20 protein-coding genes and 1 pseudogene are annotated in these 15,612 nt (G+C 36.5%); all 21 read left to right on the top strand.

Annotated features, from left to right (window positions below):
* The first annotated feature begins 125 nt into the window (after positions 1 to 125).
* The 21 genes and pseudogenes from BTR42_RS00630 (at position 126) to BTR42_RS00735 (ending at position 15,595) form a co-directional block, all read left to right on the top strand.
* Positions 126 to 494: a DUF1033 family protein gene (locus BTR42_RS00630; RefSeq protein WP_074658936.1), complete on the top strand. Its 369-nt coding sequence runs from the start codon at positions 126 to 128 to the stop codon at positions 492 to 494.
* A 70-nt stretch (positions 495 to 564) separates the two neighbouring features.
* A complete protein-coding gene (gene comGA / locus BTR42_RS00635; protein ID WP_077495921.1) occupies positions 565 to 1,506 on the top strand; it encodes a competence type IV pilus ATPase ComGA in 942 nt (313 codons plus the stop codon).
* Complete coding sequence (gene comGB / locus BTR42_RS00640; protein ID WP_231873059.1) at positions 1,388 to 2,473, top strand: competence type IV pilus assembly protein ComGB; 1,086 nt, start codon at positions 1,388 to 1,390, stop codon at positions 2,471 to 2,473. The genes comGA and comGB overlap by 119 nt, the downstream gene beginning before the upstream one ends.
* The gene (gene comGC, locus BTR42_RS00645; RefSeq protein ID WP_039695588.1) at positions 2,473 to 2,766 is read left to right on the top strand and encodes a competence type IV pilus major pilin ComGC; all 294 of its coding nucleotides are present in this window, start codon (positions 2,473 to 2,475) and stop codon (positions 2,764 to 2,766) included. The genes comGB and comGC overlap by 1 nt, the downstream gene beginning before the upstream one ends.
* Positions 2,750 to 3,181, top strand: coding sequence for a competence type IV pilus minor pilin ComGD (gene comGD, locus BTR42_RS00650; RefSeq protein WP_009853232.1), 432 nt, complete (start codon positions 2,750 to 2,752; stop codon positions 3,179 to 3,181). The genes comGC and comGD overlap by 17 nt, the downstream gene beginning before the upstream one ends.
* Complete coding sequence (comGE, locus tag BTR42_RS00655) at positions 3,135 to 3,428, top strand: competence type IV pilus minor pilin ComGE (protein WP_012961329.1); 294 nt, start codon at positions 3,135 to 3,137, stop codon at positions 3,426 to 3,428. Before comGD ends, comGE begins: the two co-directional genes overlap by 47 nt.
* Entirely contained in the window at positions 3,382 to 3,849 is a 468-nt protein-coding gene (comGF, locus tag BTR42_RS00660) for a competence type IV pilus minor pilin ComGF (protein WP_012961330.1), read from the top strand. Before comGE ends, comGF begins: the two co-directional genes overlap by 47 nt.
* Positions 3,803 to 4,153 (top strand): competence type IV pilus minor pilin ComGG, encoded by a 351-nt coding sequence (comGG, locus tag BTR42_RS00665; RefSeq protein ID WP_420031090.1) that lies wholly within the window; start codon positions 3,803 to 3,805, stop codon positions 4,151 to 4,153. The genes comGF and comGG overlap by 47 nt, the downstream gene beginning before the upstream one ends.
* A 54-nt stretch (positions 4,154 to 4,207) precedes the next feature.
* Positions 4,208 to 5,164 (top strand): class I SAM-dependent methyltransferase, encoded by a 957-nt coding sequence (locus tag BTR42_RS00670; RefSeq protein ID WP_009853236.1) that lies wholly within the window; start codon positions 4,208 to 4,210, stop codon positions 5,162 to 5,164.
* A gap of 52 nt (positions 5,165 to 5,216) precedes the next feature.
* Complete coding sequence (locus BTR42_RS00675) at positions 5,217 to 6,416, top strand: acetate kinase (RefSeq protein WP_061458770.1); 1,200 nt, start codon at positions 5,217 to 5,219, stop codon at positions 6,414 to 6,416.
* A gap of 161 nt (positions 6,417 to 6,577) precedes the next feature.
* Positions 6,578 to 6,778, top strand: coding sequence for a helix-turn-helix transcriptional regulator (locus BTR42_RS00680; protein WP_012961332.1), 201 nt, complete (start codon positions 6,578 to 6,580; stop codon positions 6,776 to 6,778).
* A gap of 231 nt (positions 6,779 to 7,009) precedes the next feature.
* Positions 7,010 to 7,462 (top strand): hypothetical protein, encoded by a 453-nt coding sequence (locus BTR42_RS00690; RefSeq protein ID WP_061458772.1) that lies wholly within the window; start codon positions 7,010 to 7,012, stop codon positions 7,460 to 7,462.
* An 11-nt stretch (positions 7,463 to 7,473) separates the two neighbouring features.
* Positions 7,474 to 8,109 carry a CPBP family intramembrane glutamic endopeptidase gene (locus tag BTR42_RS00695; RefSeq protein ID WP_077495927.1) on the top strand — a complete coding sequence of 212 codons (636 nt, stop codon included), beginning with the start codon at positions 7,474 to 7,476 and terminating at the stop codon, positions 8,107 to 8,109.
* Positions 8,110 to 8,287: 178 nt separating this feature from the next.
* Entirely contained in the window at positions 8,288 to 9,190 is a 903-nt protein-coding gene (locus BTR42_RS00700; RefSeq protein ID WP_077495929.1) for a helix-turn-helix domain-containing protein, read from the top strand.
* Between the two features lie 456 nt (positions 9,191 to 9,646).
* Positions 9,647 to 10,909, top strand: a complete 1,263-nt coding sequence (purD, locus tag BTR42_RS00705; RefSeq protein ID WP_009853192.1) for a phosphoribosylamine--glycine ligase — start codon at positions 9,647 to 9,649, stop codon at positions 10,907 to 10,909.
* Complete coding sequence (locus BTR42_RS00710) at positions 10,899 to 11,348, top strand: 2-thiouracil desulfurase family protein (RefSeq protein ID WP_012961319.1); 450 nt, start codon at positions 10,899 to 10,901, stop codon at positions 11,346 to 11,348. Before purD ends, BTR42_RS00710 begins: the two co-directional genes overlap by 11 nt.
* A complete protein-coding gene (gene purE, locus BTR42_RS00715) occupies positions 11,348 to 11,836 on the top strand; it encodes a 5-(carboxyamino)imidazole ribonucleotide mutase (RefSeq protein ID WP_061458775.1) in 489 nt (162 codons plus the stop codon). The genes BTR42_RS00710 and purE overlap by 1 nt, the downstream gene beginning before the upstream one ends.
* Positions 11,823 to 12,914 (top strand): 5-(carboxyamino)imidazole ribonucleotide synthase, encoded by a 1,092-nt coding sequence (gene purK / locus BTR42_RS00720; protein ID WP_077495931.1) that lies wholly within the window; start codon positions 11,823 to 11,825, stop codon positions 12,912 to 12,914. Before purE ends, purK begins: the two co-directional genes overlap by 14 nt.
* A gap of 19 nt (positions 12,915 to 12,933) precedes the next feature.
* Positions 12,934 to 13,158: a hypothetical protein gene (locus tag BTR42_RS00725; RefSeq protein WP_061458915.1), complete on the top strand. Its 225-nt coding sequence runs from the start codon at positions 12,934 to 12,936 to the stop codon at positions 13,156 to 13,158.
* An 89-nt stretch (positions 13,159 to 13,247) separates the two neighbouring features.
* A complete protein-coding gene (gene purB / locus BTR42_RS00730) occupies positions 13,248 to 14,546 on the top strand; it encodes an adenylosuccinate lyase (RefSeq protein ID WP_009853197.1) in 1,299 nt (432 codons plus the stop codon).
* 146 nt (positions 14,547 to 14,692) lie between these two features.
* Positions 14,693 to 15,595: pseudogene (locus tag BTR42_RS00735) on the top strand (helix-turn-helix domain-containing protein).
* Positions 15,596 to 15,612: the final 17 nt, after the last annotated feature.

A 15,612-nucleotide genomic window follows, 5' to 3' on the forward strand; every position in this document is an offset into this window, starting at 1 on the left:
AAATTCTCAGACCTTTTTGCTTGTTATTATCGGAATTTTGCTGATAATAATAATTCTAAATAAGCAAATTCTTTTTAAAAAGCTTTTAATTTTTATATAATAAATTCCGTAAGGAAGTGTGTTAAATGTATCAAGTGATAAAAATGTATGGGGATTGGGAGCCGTGGTGGTTCTTGAAAGATTGGCAAAAAGATATTATAGAAGAAAAATGTTTTGAGTATTTTGAGGATGCTTTCTCTTTCTACAAAACAGAATGGTTATCTCTTAAAACGACTTTACCAAGTTGTAAATGTCATGATAATCTTCAGGCGGCTTTCTGGGATAAAACAGAGCAACGTTGGTGTGAGAATTGTGGGGATTATCTGCAACAGTACCATTCCATTTTAATGCTCAAAGACGGTCAAGAATTACCTGAAGGGACTTTTTCTTATCATTTTAACATTCAAAATGATGAATCAAGACCAAGACCTCAAAATTGTAAATTAGAATCGTAATCATGGAATTTTTTCCATGATTTTTTTGTTTTTTATGACTAATTTACGAATAGAAAAGTAGGAGGTCAAGATGATTCAGGAAAAAGCAAAGCAACTCATTAAGGAGGCTGTTGAAGTTAATGCGCAAGATATTTACATTTTACCTAGAGAAGACTGTTATGAAGTGTATCAACGCGTGGGAGACCAACGGCAATTTGTTGATTATTTTGAGCTAGAGCAGATGACTAGCTTGATTAGTCATTTTAAATTTGTGGCTGGTATGAATGTTGGGGAGAAACGTCGCAGCCAGCTAGGTTCTTGTGATTATCAATTTGCAGATGAGGAAGAGATTTCGCTTCGTTTGTCGAGTGTTGGTGATTATCGTGGACGAGAAAGTTTAGTGATTCGCTTGCTTTATTCTGGTCGTCATGATTTACAATATTGGTTTGACGGGATGAAAAATATTTTAGAAGCCATTGATAGTAGGGGGCTTTACCTTTTTTCGGGACCAGTAGGGAGTGGAAAAACCACTCTCATGTACCAATTGGTTCGTGAAAAATTTCCTAATAAGCAAGTCATTACAATTGAGGACCCTGTTGAAATCAAACAGGAACAAATGTTGCAGTTGCAGTTAAATAGTGATATTGGGATGACTTATGACGAGCTGATTAAATTATCGCTTCGCCATAGACCAGATATTCTGATTATCGGAGAAATTCGTGATAGCGAGACAGCGCGTGCAGTTATTCGTGCGAGTTTGACGGGAGCTGTTGTATTTTCGACTATTCATGCGAAGAGCATCCCTGGCGTTTACGCACGTCTTTTGGAATTAGGGGTTAGTAAGCAAGAATTGGAAAATAGTTTGCGTGCCATTGTTTATCAACGCTTAATTGGCGGAGGAGGTGTGATTGATTTTGCTAAAGAAAACTTTGAAAGTCACCGACCAGAGTGCTGGAATACAAAAATTGAAAGTCTTGTTAAAGACGGACATATCACAGCTGAACAAGCAAAAATCGAAAAAATTGCCATTTAAAAAACAGCGCAAGGTTATTCAACTCTTTAATAATCTTTTTGAAAGTGGGTTTAATTTAACAGAAATCGTGTCTTTTCTCCGAAGAAGTCAATTGTTGTTAGACATTTATGTTGAGAGAATGCAAGAAAGTTTGTTAAATGGTGCTAGCCTAGCAACAATGATGGCAGATTTAGGGTTTTCAGACAATATTGTCACACAAATTGCTTTGGCTGATGTTCATGGAAACAGTCAGAAAAGTCTGCTGAAGATTGAGTCTTACCTTTCTAGCATGACTGTCGTCAGAAAAAAGTTGATTGAAGTTGCAACGTATCCATTGATTTTGTTGTTGTTTCTTATTTTGATTATGCTGGGGTTGAAGAATTATCTACTGCCACAGCTGGAAAGCCAAAATGTGGCAACGCAGATTATTACGCATTTTCCAACGATTTTTTTGCTAAGTATTTTCTCGATTGGAGTGTTACTTGCTTGTGCGACATTTTATGCTAGGCGTTTATCGCAGATTGATTTATATAGTCGAATAAGCCGGATTCCACTTGTGGGAAACTATGTTAGGTTATATTTGACAGCTTACTATGCGCGTGAATGGGGAAATTTGATTGGGCAAGGTATTGAATTAATGGCAATCGTGGGAATCATGCAAAAGCAAAAGTCGCTCTTGTTTCAAGAGATTGGAAAGGATATGGAAGAAGCGTTGCTTTCAGGGCAAGCTTTTCATCAAAAAGTTCTGGGCTATCCATTCTTTTTGCGAGAATTGAGCCTAATGATTGAATATGGTGAGGTCAAATCGAAGCTTGGGCGTGAGTTAGACATTTATGCTGAGGAAACATGGCAGAGCTTCTTTGGCAAATTGACCCAAGCAACACAGCTCATTCAACCACTTGTTTTTGTCTTTGTGGCTTTGATTATTGTATTAATTTATGTGGCAATGCTGTTGCCAATGTATCAAAATATGGGAGGAAATTTTTAATGAAAAAGTTTTGGAAAAAATTACGTCAGAAAACGGTAAAAGGGTTCACACTTGTGGAGATGTTGATTGTGCTTCTTATTATCAGTGTTTTAATGTTGCTTTTTGTACCGAATTTGAGTAAGCAAAAGGACGTTGTTCGTGAAAAAGGCGATGCTGCTGTTGTGAAAGTGGTAGAGAGCCAAATGGATTTGTACGAAGTGAAAACGGGAGATAAACCAACTGTTGATGATTTAGTTGAAGTTGGCTACATCACTTCTGAACAAGCAAAAACTTACAATGAAGCTAAAAAATAAAACAGTTTCAGCTTTTACCCTTTTAGAAAGTTTATTAACACTAGGAATTTCCTGTTTTATTATCATGATGTTGTCAGGCTCTTTGAATGGTATTTTTCAAAATGTGGAAGAAAAGATTTTCTTTTTATCGTTTGAAAATCTCTATTGTGACACGCAAAAATTAGCTAATGCTAGGCAACAAAGTCTTACGTTGACTGTTTCGCAAGAGGAAGTGTCAACTGATTTTTCAACTGTAAAACTCCCTCCGTCGGTCAAAGTAGATAAAACTTATCAAGTCAATTTTGACAAAGCAGGAGGCAATTCGTCCTTGGCAAAATTAACCTTTCAAACGTCAGATAAAGAGGTCAACTATCAATTATATTTAGGGAGTGGTAAATATAAAAAGACAGAAACTAAAAGCTTACATACTCCTTGAAAGCTTGATAGCACTAGGATTGTTAGCGATGATTACGAGTATTGTTTTAGGGGAAATTGATAAAAATAGGCAGTCTATGCAAGAAAGTTTACGGCAGCAGGAAGCTCTTAATGTGGCAACAATGGCTGTGCAAACAGGACAAAATCATTTGAAGATGAATGGTGTTGAGGTTGAGATTATCAAAAAAGATGGAGAGGTCTATGTTTATGAGGGGAAAACGGAAATATTACACGTTAAAAAAGACTAGTTTAAAGGCATTCACCCTCATAGAATGTTTGGTTTCTTTATTGGTAATTTCGGGTGCTATTCTTGTTTACAATGCCTTAACGCAATCTATTTCTGCAAATGTGCATTATTTGTCGGAAAATCAAGAGGAAAACTGGCTTTTGTTTTCACAACAGCTGCGTGCGGAGCTTGCCAATTGTCAATTAGATAAGGTTGAAAATAACAAGCTATATGTGACGAAGTCCAGTCAAAAGTTGGCATTTGGACAGTCAAAGGCTGATGATTTTCGTAAAACAAACGCATCTGGTCAAGGTTATCAGCCAATGATATTTGGAGTAAAATCTTCTGCTATTTCTAGAGATGGTCAGAAGGTGACAATGACATTGAATTTAGAGAATGGTTTGGAGAGGACATTTGTTTACACTTTTGAAACGGCAAGTTAAGGCAGGGATTTTAATCTATGCTTTGCTTATGGCAGCAATTTTTGCCTTGCTTTTACAATTTTATCTAGGACGTGTCGTGGCAATGGAGCGACAACACCAAGCGCAGCTATCTGCTAGTCAGGCTTATTTAATGGCAGAATTAACAAAAGATTTGGCAAAAGAGGATACTGGTCACCTTACATTTGACCAAGGAGTAGCTGACTACAACTTCCAAGACAATCAATTGCAGGTGGTGGTCAAACTGCCTAATCAACAAGAATTTGACCATGTTTTCCAAAGAGCCCAGAAAGAGAAAGCTAATTAGGGCTTTCTTTTCATTTCCTGCGTTTTTTGATATGATAGGGTTGCGGAGGACAAGATGAATTTTGAAAAAATTGAAACAGCCTATGAGCTGATTTTAGAAAATATCCAATTAATTGAAAATGAGTTAAAAACTCATATTTATGATGCGCTTATTGAACAGAATTCTTTTTACTTGGGGGCTGAAGGTGCCAGTGAAGAAGTTGCTGCCAACAATGAGAAACTGCGTCAGCTTGCATTGACCAAAGAAGAGTGGCGTCGAGCTTTCCAATTTATCTTTATCAAAGCTGGTCAAACAGAGCAGCTGCAAGCCAATCATCAATTTACACCAGATGCTATTGGTTTTATTTTGCTGTTCTTGATTGAAAATCTGACAGATTCAGATAAAATTGATCTTTTAGAAATTGGTAGTGGGACAGGAAACCTTGCTCAAACATTGTTAAATAATTCGTCTAAAGAATTAAATTATCTTGGTATTGAAGTTGACGATTTGTTGATTGATTTATCAGCCAGTATTGCAGAAGTGATGGATTCTGATGCTCAGTTTATTCAAGAAGATGCTGTACGTCCACAAATTCTGAAAGAAAGTGATGTGATTATTAGTGATTTGCCAGTTGGTTTTTATCCTAATGATGACATTGCCAAACGTTATAAAGTGGCAAGTTCTGATGAGCATACCTATGCCCATCATTTGTTAATGGAACAATCGTTAAAATATCTCAAAAAAGATGGTATTGCAGTCTTTTTGGCGCCTGTCAGTCTTTTGACAAGTAAGCAAAGTGATTTATTGAAACAATGGTTGAAAGATTACGCGGATATTATCGCCGTGATTACCTTGCCAGAATCTATTTTTGGTAATGCAGCGAATGCAAAATCAATTTTTGTTTTGAAAAAACAGGCTGCGCATACGCCAGAAACCTTTGTTTATCCACTTTCTGACTTACAAAGTCGTGAAGCTCTGACTGATTTCATTAGAAAATTTCAAAAATGGAAAGTTGATAATATGAATTTTTAAAAAAATGTGATAGAATAGGGATATAACATGAAAGCGCTTTAGAGGTAAATTTATGGCGAAAACTATTTCTATTAATGCAGGAAGTTCAAGTCTGAAATGGCAATTGTATAATATGCCAGAAGAAGAAGTTATTGCAAAAGGACTAATTGAACGTATTGGTCTTGTCAATGGTGTTTCCACGGTTAAATTTAATGGACAGACGAAATCTGAAACCAAGGATATTCCAGACCACACAGCGGCTGTTAAAATTCTCTTGGATGATTTGATTTCAATGGACATCATTGCTAGTTATGATGAAATCACAGGTGTTGGACACCGTGTCGTTGCTGGAGGTGAGTATTTCAAAGACTCGGCTTTGGTAACTGATAAAGTCATTCAACAAGTTGAAGAGTTATCCATGTTAGCACCGCTTCACAATCCTGGAGCAGCTCTTGGAATTAGAGCTTTTAAAGACCTTTTGCCTGACATTACAAGTGTTGTTGTTTTTGATACCGCTTTTCATGCAACAATGCCCGAAGTAGCATACCGCTATCCGATTGCAAATCGTTATTATACTGATTATAAGATTCGTAAATATGGTGCCCATGGAACAAGTCACCAATATGTCGCGCAAGAAGCGGCAAAGGTTTTAGGAAAACCTTTGGAAGATTTGAAATTGATTACTTGCCATATTGGTAATGGGGTGTCCGTGACTGCGATCAAGGACGGTAAATCTGTTGATACTTCAATGGGCTTGACACCGCTTGGTGGAACAATGATGGGGACACGTTCAGGAAGCATTGATCCTGGTGTGATTACGTATTTACTAGAATGTGAACCAAATCTCGATAGCCCTCAAAAAATTCGTACGGTATTAAATCGCGATTCAGGTCTTCTTGGTATTTCTGAGAAATCAAGTGATATGCGTGATATTCTTGCTGGAAAAGAAGAGGGCGATGAAAAATGTCAGTTAGCTTATGACATGTATATTGATCGATTACGAAAATACATTGCACAGTATTTTGCGGTTTTGAATGGCGCCGATGCTATTGTCTTTACGGCAGGTATCGGTGAAAATTCAAGCGTTGTTCGTGAGGATATTATTTCTGGCATGACTTGGTTTGGTGTTGATACGGACCCAGCTAAGAATGTGTCAGGAGCCTACGGCGTTATTTCAACAGATCAAGCGCGTGTGAAAACTATGGTTATCCCAACCGATGAAGAACTTGTGATTGCGCGTGACGTTGAACGTTTTAAAAATTCTACTAATTAAGTTATCAAATATTATGATAAGACCAGAAAAGTTGACCTGAATGGGTCAGCTTTTTTGATTATTTTATAAAAAATGTAAAATAAACTTGACAAAAAATGTAAAGTAAACTATACTAAAAATGTAAAGTCTCCTTTACCAATTGATGCGATATGGAGGAGGAAATGGAAACAAAAATCCAAGAACTACGCAAAGCAAATAAAATTAGTCAAGCAGAACTGGCAGAAGCGTTAGCTGTGACAAGGCAGACGATTATCTCACTTGAAAAGGGACGTTATAATGCTTCTTTGGAGTTAGCTCATAAAATCGCTAAATACTTTGGGAAAACAATTGAAGAGATTTTTATTTTTGAAGATGAAAAGTAGGAGAAAAAGATGAACACACTTTATGAGACTATGAAAAACAGCAATCATGTGACGTTGAAAAACATTGGTCTTGCTACGCTAAGTTTAGGGTAACTATTGTTACTTACGGCATTGGTGGCTAATCTGAGTGACCTTTTATCAGGTTTTTTACTAGCAATGAGTATCATGTTAAACGTATTATCTATTACTTTTTTTCAAGATAAAATTTTGGGGAAATAAAGGGAGAAAATTTTGGTTTTAAAAGCTTTAATAAGTCTAACTCGGAAAAAGACATTGGAAGAATATCGTCATTATATGATGACAGTATCATTAAGTTTTCTATTTGTTGCTGCTTTATGTTTATTGATTTCATTTTTTATCAAGACCAATGATTTTGCGGCTGGTTTATTACTAGGCGGAGGAGTAGCAGGATTAGTAGTTGCTATCTATTATTTAACTTTGACAAGGCAGCCGAATCGGTTAAAAGCAGCTTACATAGCAGCTTATGATGAGCGCAATCAATTTATTTTGAGGGTGACAGCTATATCAACTTTGATTTTCTTATTTTTAGAGAATTTTATGTTGATTATCTTATATGCTTTTATGGGCGTGGTGTTAACGTATCCGATAGTTTTGCTGATTTGGTTGTATAGTTTATTTTTGGGATTTGTTTTCTTTAAACTAATATTTACAAGAATTTTATAAGAGGTGATATCATGAAAAAATTTTTAACAGCTTTAAAATATTTCTTTTTGGCCTTAGGATTGATTTTACTGGAACAGTTGCCAACTGCTTTTATTACGGCAAATCAACCATTTTGGCAATCTGTATTAATTACTTTAGCTCTTTTGGTAGTTGCTGCTTTCACAGTCTATGTTGCTAAGCGAGTTGGGCTGTTGAATCATTTAGAGGAATTAAAGACCTGGCAAGCTTGGAAGACGGTTTTGATAGGCTTTGTTGTACTAACTGTCGTTAAGTATATTGGTGGTATTATTTTACTTTTAGAAAATGGTCTTGGGGCAAATACAGAAAACCAAGCAGCACTTGAACAGCTTGGAATGTCACCTCTTTTGTTAATTGTATTGACTGTTATTGCTGCACCGATTGTAGAAGAAACAGTTATGCGTGGACTTATCTTAGGACGTACCTTTAATAATTCTTATTTTGGTGTTATCATTAGCTCTCTTCTTTTTGGTTTATTGCATATGCCAACTAATATTGGAAGTTGGGTTATTTACGGTGGTATGGGATTGGTACTTGCTGTTGTTTATCATAAGACACAGAAACTGGAGTATACAATAGCTATCCATTTTATCAATAATGCATTGGGAGTGCTTCTTATGCTCCTGTAAGGTAAAGTTTCATAATTGATTATATTAATTTAACCCAAGCTACCTAAGAAAAGGAGACTTGGGTTATTTTTATTTGTTTTTATCAGAAAATTTGCTATTTTTAAGGGAATTATTTTGTCGAGAGATGAGGATATGCTAAAATATGAAATATATACTTTTTTGCTGATAGGAGATTAAGTTGGAAAAGTTTGGGATTAAAGTACGTGCATTAAGAGAGGAAAAGGGAATTTCACGTGAGGAATTCTGTGGTGATGAAACAGAATTGTCTGTGAGACAGCTAGCTAGAATTGAGTCCAATCAGTCAATTCCTAGCCTAAGTAAAGCCCAATTCATTGCCAATCAACTTGGTGTTACCTTGGGTACAATGACGGATGGTGATAGCTTGGAATTGCCTAGACGGTATGAAGAGTTAAAGTATCTTTTGATTCGTACGCCGACATATGGGGATAAAGTTAGACTGGGACGTAAGGGAGAATACTTTGATGAAATTTCAGAGAAATTTTATGATATTATTCCCGAAGAAGAAAGATTAATCATTGATTGCTTACAGGCTAAACTGGATGTCCATTTTAGTGATGATGTTAATTTTGGTGAAGGAATTTTAAATGATTATTTTGACCAAGTTAACCGAAAACAATTGTTTAACATTAATGATTTGATTTTGATTGACCTCTATTTTATTTGTTTGGAATCGGCTAAGACAACTGAAGGAATTTATAGTATAACTTTTTACGATAAACTGATGAAGAGACTAATCAATCAAAAACGTATTTCGCCAGAAACCGATTTGATTTTAAATAATGTGTTGTTAAATAATATTGATTTAGCATTTAAATATGGACGAGAAAATTATGTTGAACGTGTTATTGAAATCAGTAATAGTATTATGACAGAAATTCATGACTTCCAGCGTCGCCCAATTTTAAGTCTGGTAGAGTGGAAGTATTATTTAAAGTTTAAACATGATTTTGTTGCAGCAGAACAGTCTTTTACAAATGCAACATTATTTGCAAGATTAGTTGGCGATACCTATTTAGAAAATAAGTTGAAAGAAGAATGGAAATTGGATACAACAACATGACATTTTTGTCATGTTGTTTTTTTATAGAATTTTTTATAATAAGAACAAAGATAGGGGAAAGGAGAAAATAAATGTTTGGAAGTTTAGGAAATTGGTGGGGATTATAATCTTCTACAAGAATAATTCTCTATGAGTCTTGTTCTTGAAATAATGGATTGTAGGCAAAATTTTAAATAATATTATGGGAATGAGGAACTGGCAGAATGCCTTCTGCGTTCTTAGTTAAAAAATAGATTAGATAAGATAAAGTCAGAAAGGGAAGTGTTTTGAAACGGCAAGATGCTTCTTTTTTTGTTGTAGTTCTATTATTTTTTACAAACTTGTTATATGAATTGCGATAATTTCCGAACAAATATGTTATAATGTATTTATATAATTCGTAAAATATATTTTTGCGTACTTTGTTGAGTTTGGAGCTTAGGCTCCTGTGATGTTTGTATTGAGGTATTTTTACTTATGAAACTTTTAGTTGTTGGCTCTGGTGGGCGCGAGCACGCTATTGCTAAGAAGTTGTTGGAATCTCCTCAAGTGAATCAGGTTTTTGTAGCACCTGGTAATGATGGCATGACACTTGATGGACTTGATTTGGTAAATATCGGTATTTCCGAACATTCTAAGCTGATTGATTTTGCGAAAGCTAATGATATTGCTTGGACATTTATTGGACCTGATGATGCTTTGGCTGCAGGAATCGTTGATGATTTTAATGCTGCTGGTTTGAAAGCATTTGGACCAAGTAAAGCAGCTGCAGAGCTTGAATGGTCTAAAGATTTTGCTAAATCAATCATGGCTAAATACCATGTTCCAACAGCTGCTTACGGCACTTTCTCAGATTTTGAGCAAGCAAAGAGCTATATTGAAGAACACGGTGCACCAATTGTTGTTAAGGCTGACGGTTTGGCGCTTGGTAAAGGTGTTGTCGTTGCCGAAACAGTAGAACAAGCGATCGAAGCAGCGCATGAAATGTTGCTTGATAATAAATTTGGTGATTCTGGTGCGCGTGTGGTCATTGAAGAATTTCTTGATGGTGAAGAATTTTCATTATTTGCCTTTGTTAATGGTGATAAATTCTATATCATGCCAACTGCACAAGACCACAAACGTGCTTTTGATGACGATAAAGGTCCTAATACTGGTGGTATGGGAGCTTATGCACCAGTTCCACATTTGCCACAAAGTGTTGTTGACACAGCTGTAGAAACAATTGTGAAGCCAGTTCTTAATGGTATGATTGCGGAAGGGCGTCCATATCTTGGTGTTCTTTATGCAGGACTTATTTTGACAGCTGATGGTCCAAAAGTTATCGAATTTAACTCACGTTTTGGTGACCCTGAAACCCAAGTTATCTTACCACGTTTGACATCTGATTTTGCTCAAAATATCACTGACATTTTAGATGGCAAAGCTCCAGAAATCACTTGGACAGATAAAGGGGTCACTCTTGGTGTTGTTGTGGCTTCAGAAGGTTATCCAGTTGCTTATGAAAAAGGTGTCCGCCTTCCAGAGAAAACGTCAGGTGATATTATCACTTATTATGCAGGTGCTAAATTTGCTGATGATAAAGCACTTCTTTCAAATGGTGGTCGGGTTTACATGCTGGTAACAACTAAGGAAGATGTTAAATCAGCACAAGATGTTATCTATGCTGAACTTGCAACTCAAGACACAACAGGTCTTTTCTATCGAAACGATATCGGAAGCAAAGCTATTGGACGTTAAACCAAAATGTATTTTAGTCAGCGCTTGTCTTTTGGGCGAAAGATGTAAGTATAACGGAGGTCATAATTACAATCAAGCCCTTGTAGATTATGTTGCTGACAAAGATGTGATAGCTGTTTGTCCAGAAGTGTTAGCAGGTTTGCCTACACCACGAGAACCAGTTGAATTGTGTGACGGTCGTGTTGTTGATGTTGCTGGTAATTGTTATGATGAGATGTTTGAAAAGGGCATTAAACGTTGTCTAGATGAAATGGCTGGAAAGTCAATTGATTTAGCAATTTTACAATCACGTAGTCCGTCATGTGGTGTTAATCAAGTCTATGATGGAAACTTTTCTGGACAAAAAGTGGCAGGTAGTGGGCTCTTTGCTCAAAAATTAAAAGAACTTGGCTATCATGTTGTTGATGTTGAAGATATAAAACAATTGGAAGGAAAATAATGAAACCATTAATTTCAGTTATCATGGGTAGTAAATCTGATTGGGCTACCATGAAAAAAACAGCAGAGGTACTTGATCAATTTGGTGTGGCGTATGAAAAGAAAGTTGTTTCTGCACATCGTACACCAGATTTGATGTTTAAACACGCCGAAGAAGCACGAGGGCGTGGTATTAAGGTGATTATTGCTGGTGCTGGTGGTGCTGCTCATTTGCCTGGTATGGTCGCAGCTAAAACGACACTTCCAGTTATTGGTGTTCCTGTGAAATCACGCGCGCTTAGCGGACTGGATTCGCTTTATTCAATCGTTCAAATGCCTGGCGGAGTACCTGTGGCAACTATGGCTATCGGAGAGTCAGGAGCAACTAATGCTGCCCTAACAGCTCTTCGTATTTTGGCAATTGAAGATACTGAATTGGCAGAAAAACTAGAAAACTTTGCACTTGAACAAGGTAAAGTTGCGGAGGCTTCAACAGATGAACTCGACTAAAACAATCGGTATTATCGGTGGTGGACAACTTGGGCAAATGATGGCTATTTCAGCTATCTATATGGGGCATAAAGTGGTTACTTTGGACCCCGCAGCAGATTGCCCAGCTTCACGTGTGAGTGATATGATTGTGGCACCTTACGATGATGTTGAAGCTATGCGTGAACTAGCAAAACGCTGCAATGTGCTCACTTATGAGTTTGAAAATGTTGATGCGGATGCTTTGGATGCGGTTGTCAAGGAAGGGCAATTACCGCAAGGAACTGATTTGCTTCGTATTTCGCAAAACCGTATCTTTGAAAAAGACTTTCTAGCTAAAACAGCAGGTGTGAAAGTAGCACCGTACAAGGTCGTCACATCAAGTCTTGACCTTGAGGATATTGATTTATCTAAGAAATACGTTTTAAAAACAGCAACTGGCGGTTATGATGGTCATGGTCAAATCGTGATTAAATCAGTTGAAAACTTAGCTGACGCTAACAAATTAGCCAATTCTTGCGAATGTGTTTTGGAAGAATTTGTGAATTTTGACCTTGAAATTTCAGTGATTGTTTCAGGAAATGGCAAGGATATGACCGCTTTTCCAGTACAAGAAAATATTCATCGCAATAATATCTTATCTAAAACAATTGTACCAGCTCGCATTTCTGATGAACTTGCTCAAAAAGCGCAGGCTATGGCTGTTCAAATCGCTGAAAAACTGGAATTATCTGGTACACTTTGTGTCGAAATGTTTGCGACACCTGATGATATTATCGTCAATGAAATTGCACCACGTCCCCATAATTCAGGACACTATTCAATTGAAGCCTGTGATTTTTCACAATTTGACACACATATTTTGGGAGTTCTCGGCTTGCCACTTCCAAGAATTCACCTCCATCAACCAGCTGTTATGCTGAATGTTCTTGGACAACACATGGAAAAAGCACAAGCTTATGTGCAAGAAAATCCTAGCGCTCACCTCCACCTTTATGGTAAACTAGAGGCAAAACATAACCGCAAAATGGGACACATTACTTTGTTTAGTGATGAACCAGATACCATTGCGGAAATGGGGGAAGGAATGGATTTTTAAAGTGTTAATCGGAGGAAATATGCTGAAAATCATTGTTCATGCTTATATTGATAATGCTGAGAAAGCTATCGTTGAAGTCGTTTTTGCTTCTTCTGATAAGTCTCGTATTTCTGAAAAAATGGCAGAACTGACAAATAAGTACCCCAATGATTACCTTGTTGTTTATGATTTACCACTTGATACAGATTTAACAACTTTACCTCACTATCCATCTGTTGAAATTGGTAAGGAAGATTTTAATTAATTGTGTTAGTTATTTTATTGATATAACTAAAAAAAGGAAAGGAGCTAGGGTGTTAACTGTATTCGCTTAACGCCCTTAATATCTTAAACATGATCGATCGTTATTCACGCCCTGAGATGGCGGCAATTTGGAGTGAAGAAAACAAATACAAAGCTTGGCTTGAAGTTGAAATTTTGGCTGACGAAGCTTGGGCTGAATTGGGAGAAATTCCTAAAGAGGACGTCGCTAAAATCCGTGCCAATGCAAGCTTTGACGTTGACCGTATTTTGGAAATTGAACAACAAACACGTCACGACGTTGTGGCATTCACTCGTGCAGTTTCTGAAAGTCTTGGGCAAGAACGTAAATGGGTGCACTATGGCTTGACATCAACTGACGTTGTTGATACAGCTTATGGTTACCTTTACAAACAAGCTAATGAAATCATCCGCAAAGATTTGCATAATTTCCTTGAAATCATTGCTAACAAAGCTAAAGAACATAAATTTACAATCATGATGGGACGTACTCACGGTGTCCATGCTGAGCCAACTACCTTTGGTTTGAAATTGGCAACTTGGTACAGTGAAATGAAACGTAACATCGAACGTTTTGAACACGCTGCTGCTGGTGTTGAAGCTGGTAAAATCTCAGGTGCTGTTGGTAACTTCGCTAACATTCCACCATTTGTTGAAGCTTATGTGTGTGAAAAACTTGGTATTCGTGCACAAGAAATTTCAACACAAGTTCTTCCACGTGACCTTCATGCAGAATACTTTGCAGTTCTTGCTAGCATTGCAACATCAATTGAACGTATGGCAACTGAAATCCGTGGTCTGCAAAAATCTGAACAACGTGAAGTTGAAGAATTCTTCGCTAAGGGGCAAAAAGGTAGCTCAGCTATGCCTCACAAACGCAACCCAATCGGTTCAGAAAATATGACAGGTCTTGCACGTGTTATTCGTGGTCATATGGTAACAGCTTACGAAAACGTGTCACTTTGGCATGAACGTGATATCTCTCACTCATCTGCTGAACGTATTATCTCACCAGATACTACAATCCTTATTGATTACATGCTTAACCGTTTTGGAAATATCGTGAAAAATTTGACTGTTTTCCCAGAAAACATGATTCGCAACATGGGGTCTACTTTTGGTCTTATTTTCAGCCAACGTGTAATGCTTAAATTGATTGAAAAAGGAATGACACGTGAACAAGCTTATGACCTTGTTCAACCTAAGACAGCTTATTCTTGGGATAACCAAGTTGACTTCAAACCACTTCTTGAAGCTGATGAAGAAGTCACTTCACGTTTAACACAAGAAGAAATCGATGAATTGTTCAATCCATCATACTACACTAAACGTGTTGATGAAATCTTTAACCGTATCGGTTTAGGAGATTAATAATAGAATACCTGAGACGAGTAGTCTCAGGTATTTTTTATGTTGTTTTGTCAGAAAATTCGCTATTTTTAAGGGAATTATTTTGTCGAGAGATGAGGATATGCTAAAATATGAAATATATACTTTTTTGCTGATAGGAGATTAAGTTGGAAAAGTTTGGGATTAAAGTACGTGCATTAAGAGAGGAAAAGGGAATTTCACGTGAGGAATTCTGTGGTGATGAAACAGAATTGTCTGTGAGATAGCTAGCTAGAATTGAGTCCAATCAGTCAATTCCTAGCCTAAGTAAAGCCCAATTCATTGCCAATCAACTTGGTGTTACCTTGGGTACAATGACGGATGGTGGTAGCCTGGAATTGCCTAGACGGTATGAAGAGTTAAAGTATCTTTTGATTCGTACACCGACATATGGGGATAAAGTTAGATTGGAGCGTAAGGGAGAATATTTTGATGAAATTTCAGAGAAATTTTATGATATTATTCCCGAAGAAGAAAGATTAATCATTGATTGCTTACAAGCTAAACTGGATGTCCATTTTAGTGATGATGTTAATTTTGGTGAAGGAATTTTAAATGATTATTTTGACCAAGTTAGACGAAAGAAGAACTTTCAAATTAATGATTTGATTTTAATAGATTTATATTTTGCTTGCCTTGCTTCTGCTAAATCGTTTGTGGGAATCTATAGCTTAGATTTGTATGATGAATTAATGGAGTGTTTACTAAATCAAGAAAATCTTTCACTAGAAACTTCTTTGATTTTAAATAATGTTTTGTTAAATAATGTAGATTTGGTTTTACGATTCCATAGAGAATCTTTTATGAAACGAATTATTATAAAAAGTGACACTATCATGACAAGTGTTCATGATTTTCAAAGACGTCCAGTTTTAAGTTTAGTTGAGTGGAAATATTATTTACAATTTAAAAAAGATTTTTTAGCGGTACAAAAATCTTACTCCAATGCTATTTTATTTGCTAACTTAATTGGAGATACTTATTTGGAAAATAAGCTTAAAGAAGAATGGGAATTGGATACAACAACATGACATTTTAGTGGGGATGT

This window comes from Streptococcus gallolyticus subsp. gallolyticus DSM 16831, from assembly GCF_002000985.1.
Lineage (GTDB): Bacteria > Bacillota > Bacilli > Lactobacillales > Streptococcaceae > Streptococcus > Streptococcus gallolyticus.

Excerpts from the sequence above, each read along its gene's own strand:
- BTR42_RS00670 (WP_009853236.1), top strand. The coding sequence starts at position 4,208 with ATGAATTTTGAAAAAATTGAAACAGCCTATGAGCTGATTTTAGAAAAT.
- comGC (WP_039695588.1), top strand. The coding sequence starts at position 2,473 with ATGAAAAAGTTTTGGAAAAAATTACGTCAGAAAACGGTAAAAGGGTTC.
- BTR42_RS00725 (WP_061458915.1), top strand. The coding sequence starts at position 12,934 with ATGCTGAAAATCATTGTTCATGCTTATATTGATAATGCTGAGAAAGCT.
- BTR42_RS00675 (WP_061458770.1), top strand. The coding sequence starts at position 5,217 with ATGGCGAAAACTATTTCTATTAATGCAGGAAGTTCAAGTCTGAAATGG.
- comGD (WP_009853232.1), top strand. The coding sequence starts at position 2,750 with ATGAAGCTAAAAAATAAAACAGTTTCAGCTTTTACCCTTTTAGAAAGT.
- BTR42_RS00680 (WP_012961332.1), top strand. The coding sequence starts at position 6,578 with ATGGAAACAAAAATCCAAGAACTACGCAAAGCAAATAAAATTAGTCAA.
- purB (WP_009853197.1), top strand. The coding sequence starts at position 13,248 with ATGATCGATCGTTATTCACGCCCTGAGATGGCGGCAATTTGGAGTGAA.
- comGG (WP_420031090.1), top strand. The coding sequence starts at position 3,803 with ATGGTTTGGAGAGGACATTTGTTTACACTTTTGAAACGGCAAGTTAAG.
- BTR42_RS00695 (WP_077495927.1), top strand. The coding sequence starts at position 7,474 with ATGAAAAAATTTTTAACAGCTTTAAAATATTTCTTTTTGGCCTTAGGA.
- BTR42_RS00630 (WP_074658936.1), top strand. The coding sequence starts at position 126 with ATGTATCAAGTGATAAAAATGTATGGGGATTGGGAGCCGTGGTGGTTC.
- comGF (WP_012961330.1), top strand. The coding sequence starts at position 3,382 with ATGTTTATGAGGGGAAAACGGAAATATTACACGTTAAAAAAGACTAGT.
- purD (WP_009853192.1), top strand. The coding sequence starts at position 9,647 with ATGAAACTTTTAGTTGTTGGCTCTGGTGGGCGCGAGCACGCTATTGCT.
- comGA (WP_077495921.1), top strand. The coding sequence starts at position 565 with ATGATTCAGGAAAAAGCAAAGCAACTCATTAAGGAGGCTGTTGAAGTT.
- purE (WP_061458775.1), top strand. The coding sequence starts at position 11,348 with ATGAAACCATTAATTTCAGTTATCATGGGTAGTAAATCTGATTGGGCT.
- purK (WP_077495931.1), top strand. The coding sequence starts at position 11,823 with ATGAACTCGACTAAAACAATCGGTATTATCGGTGGTGGACAACTTGGG.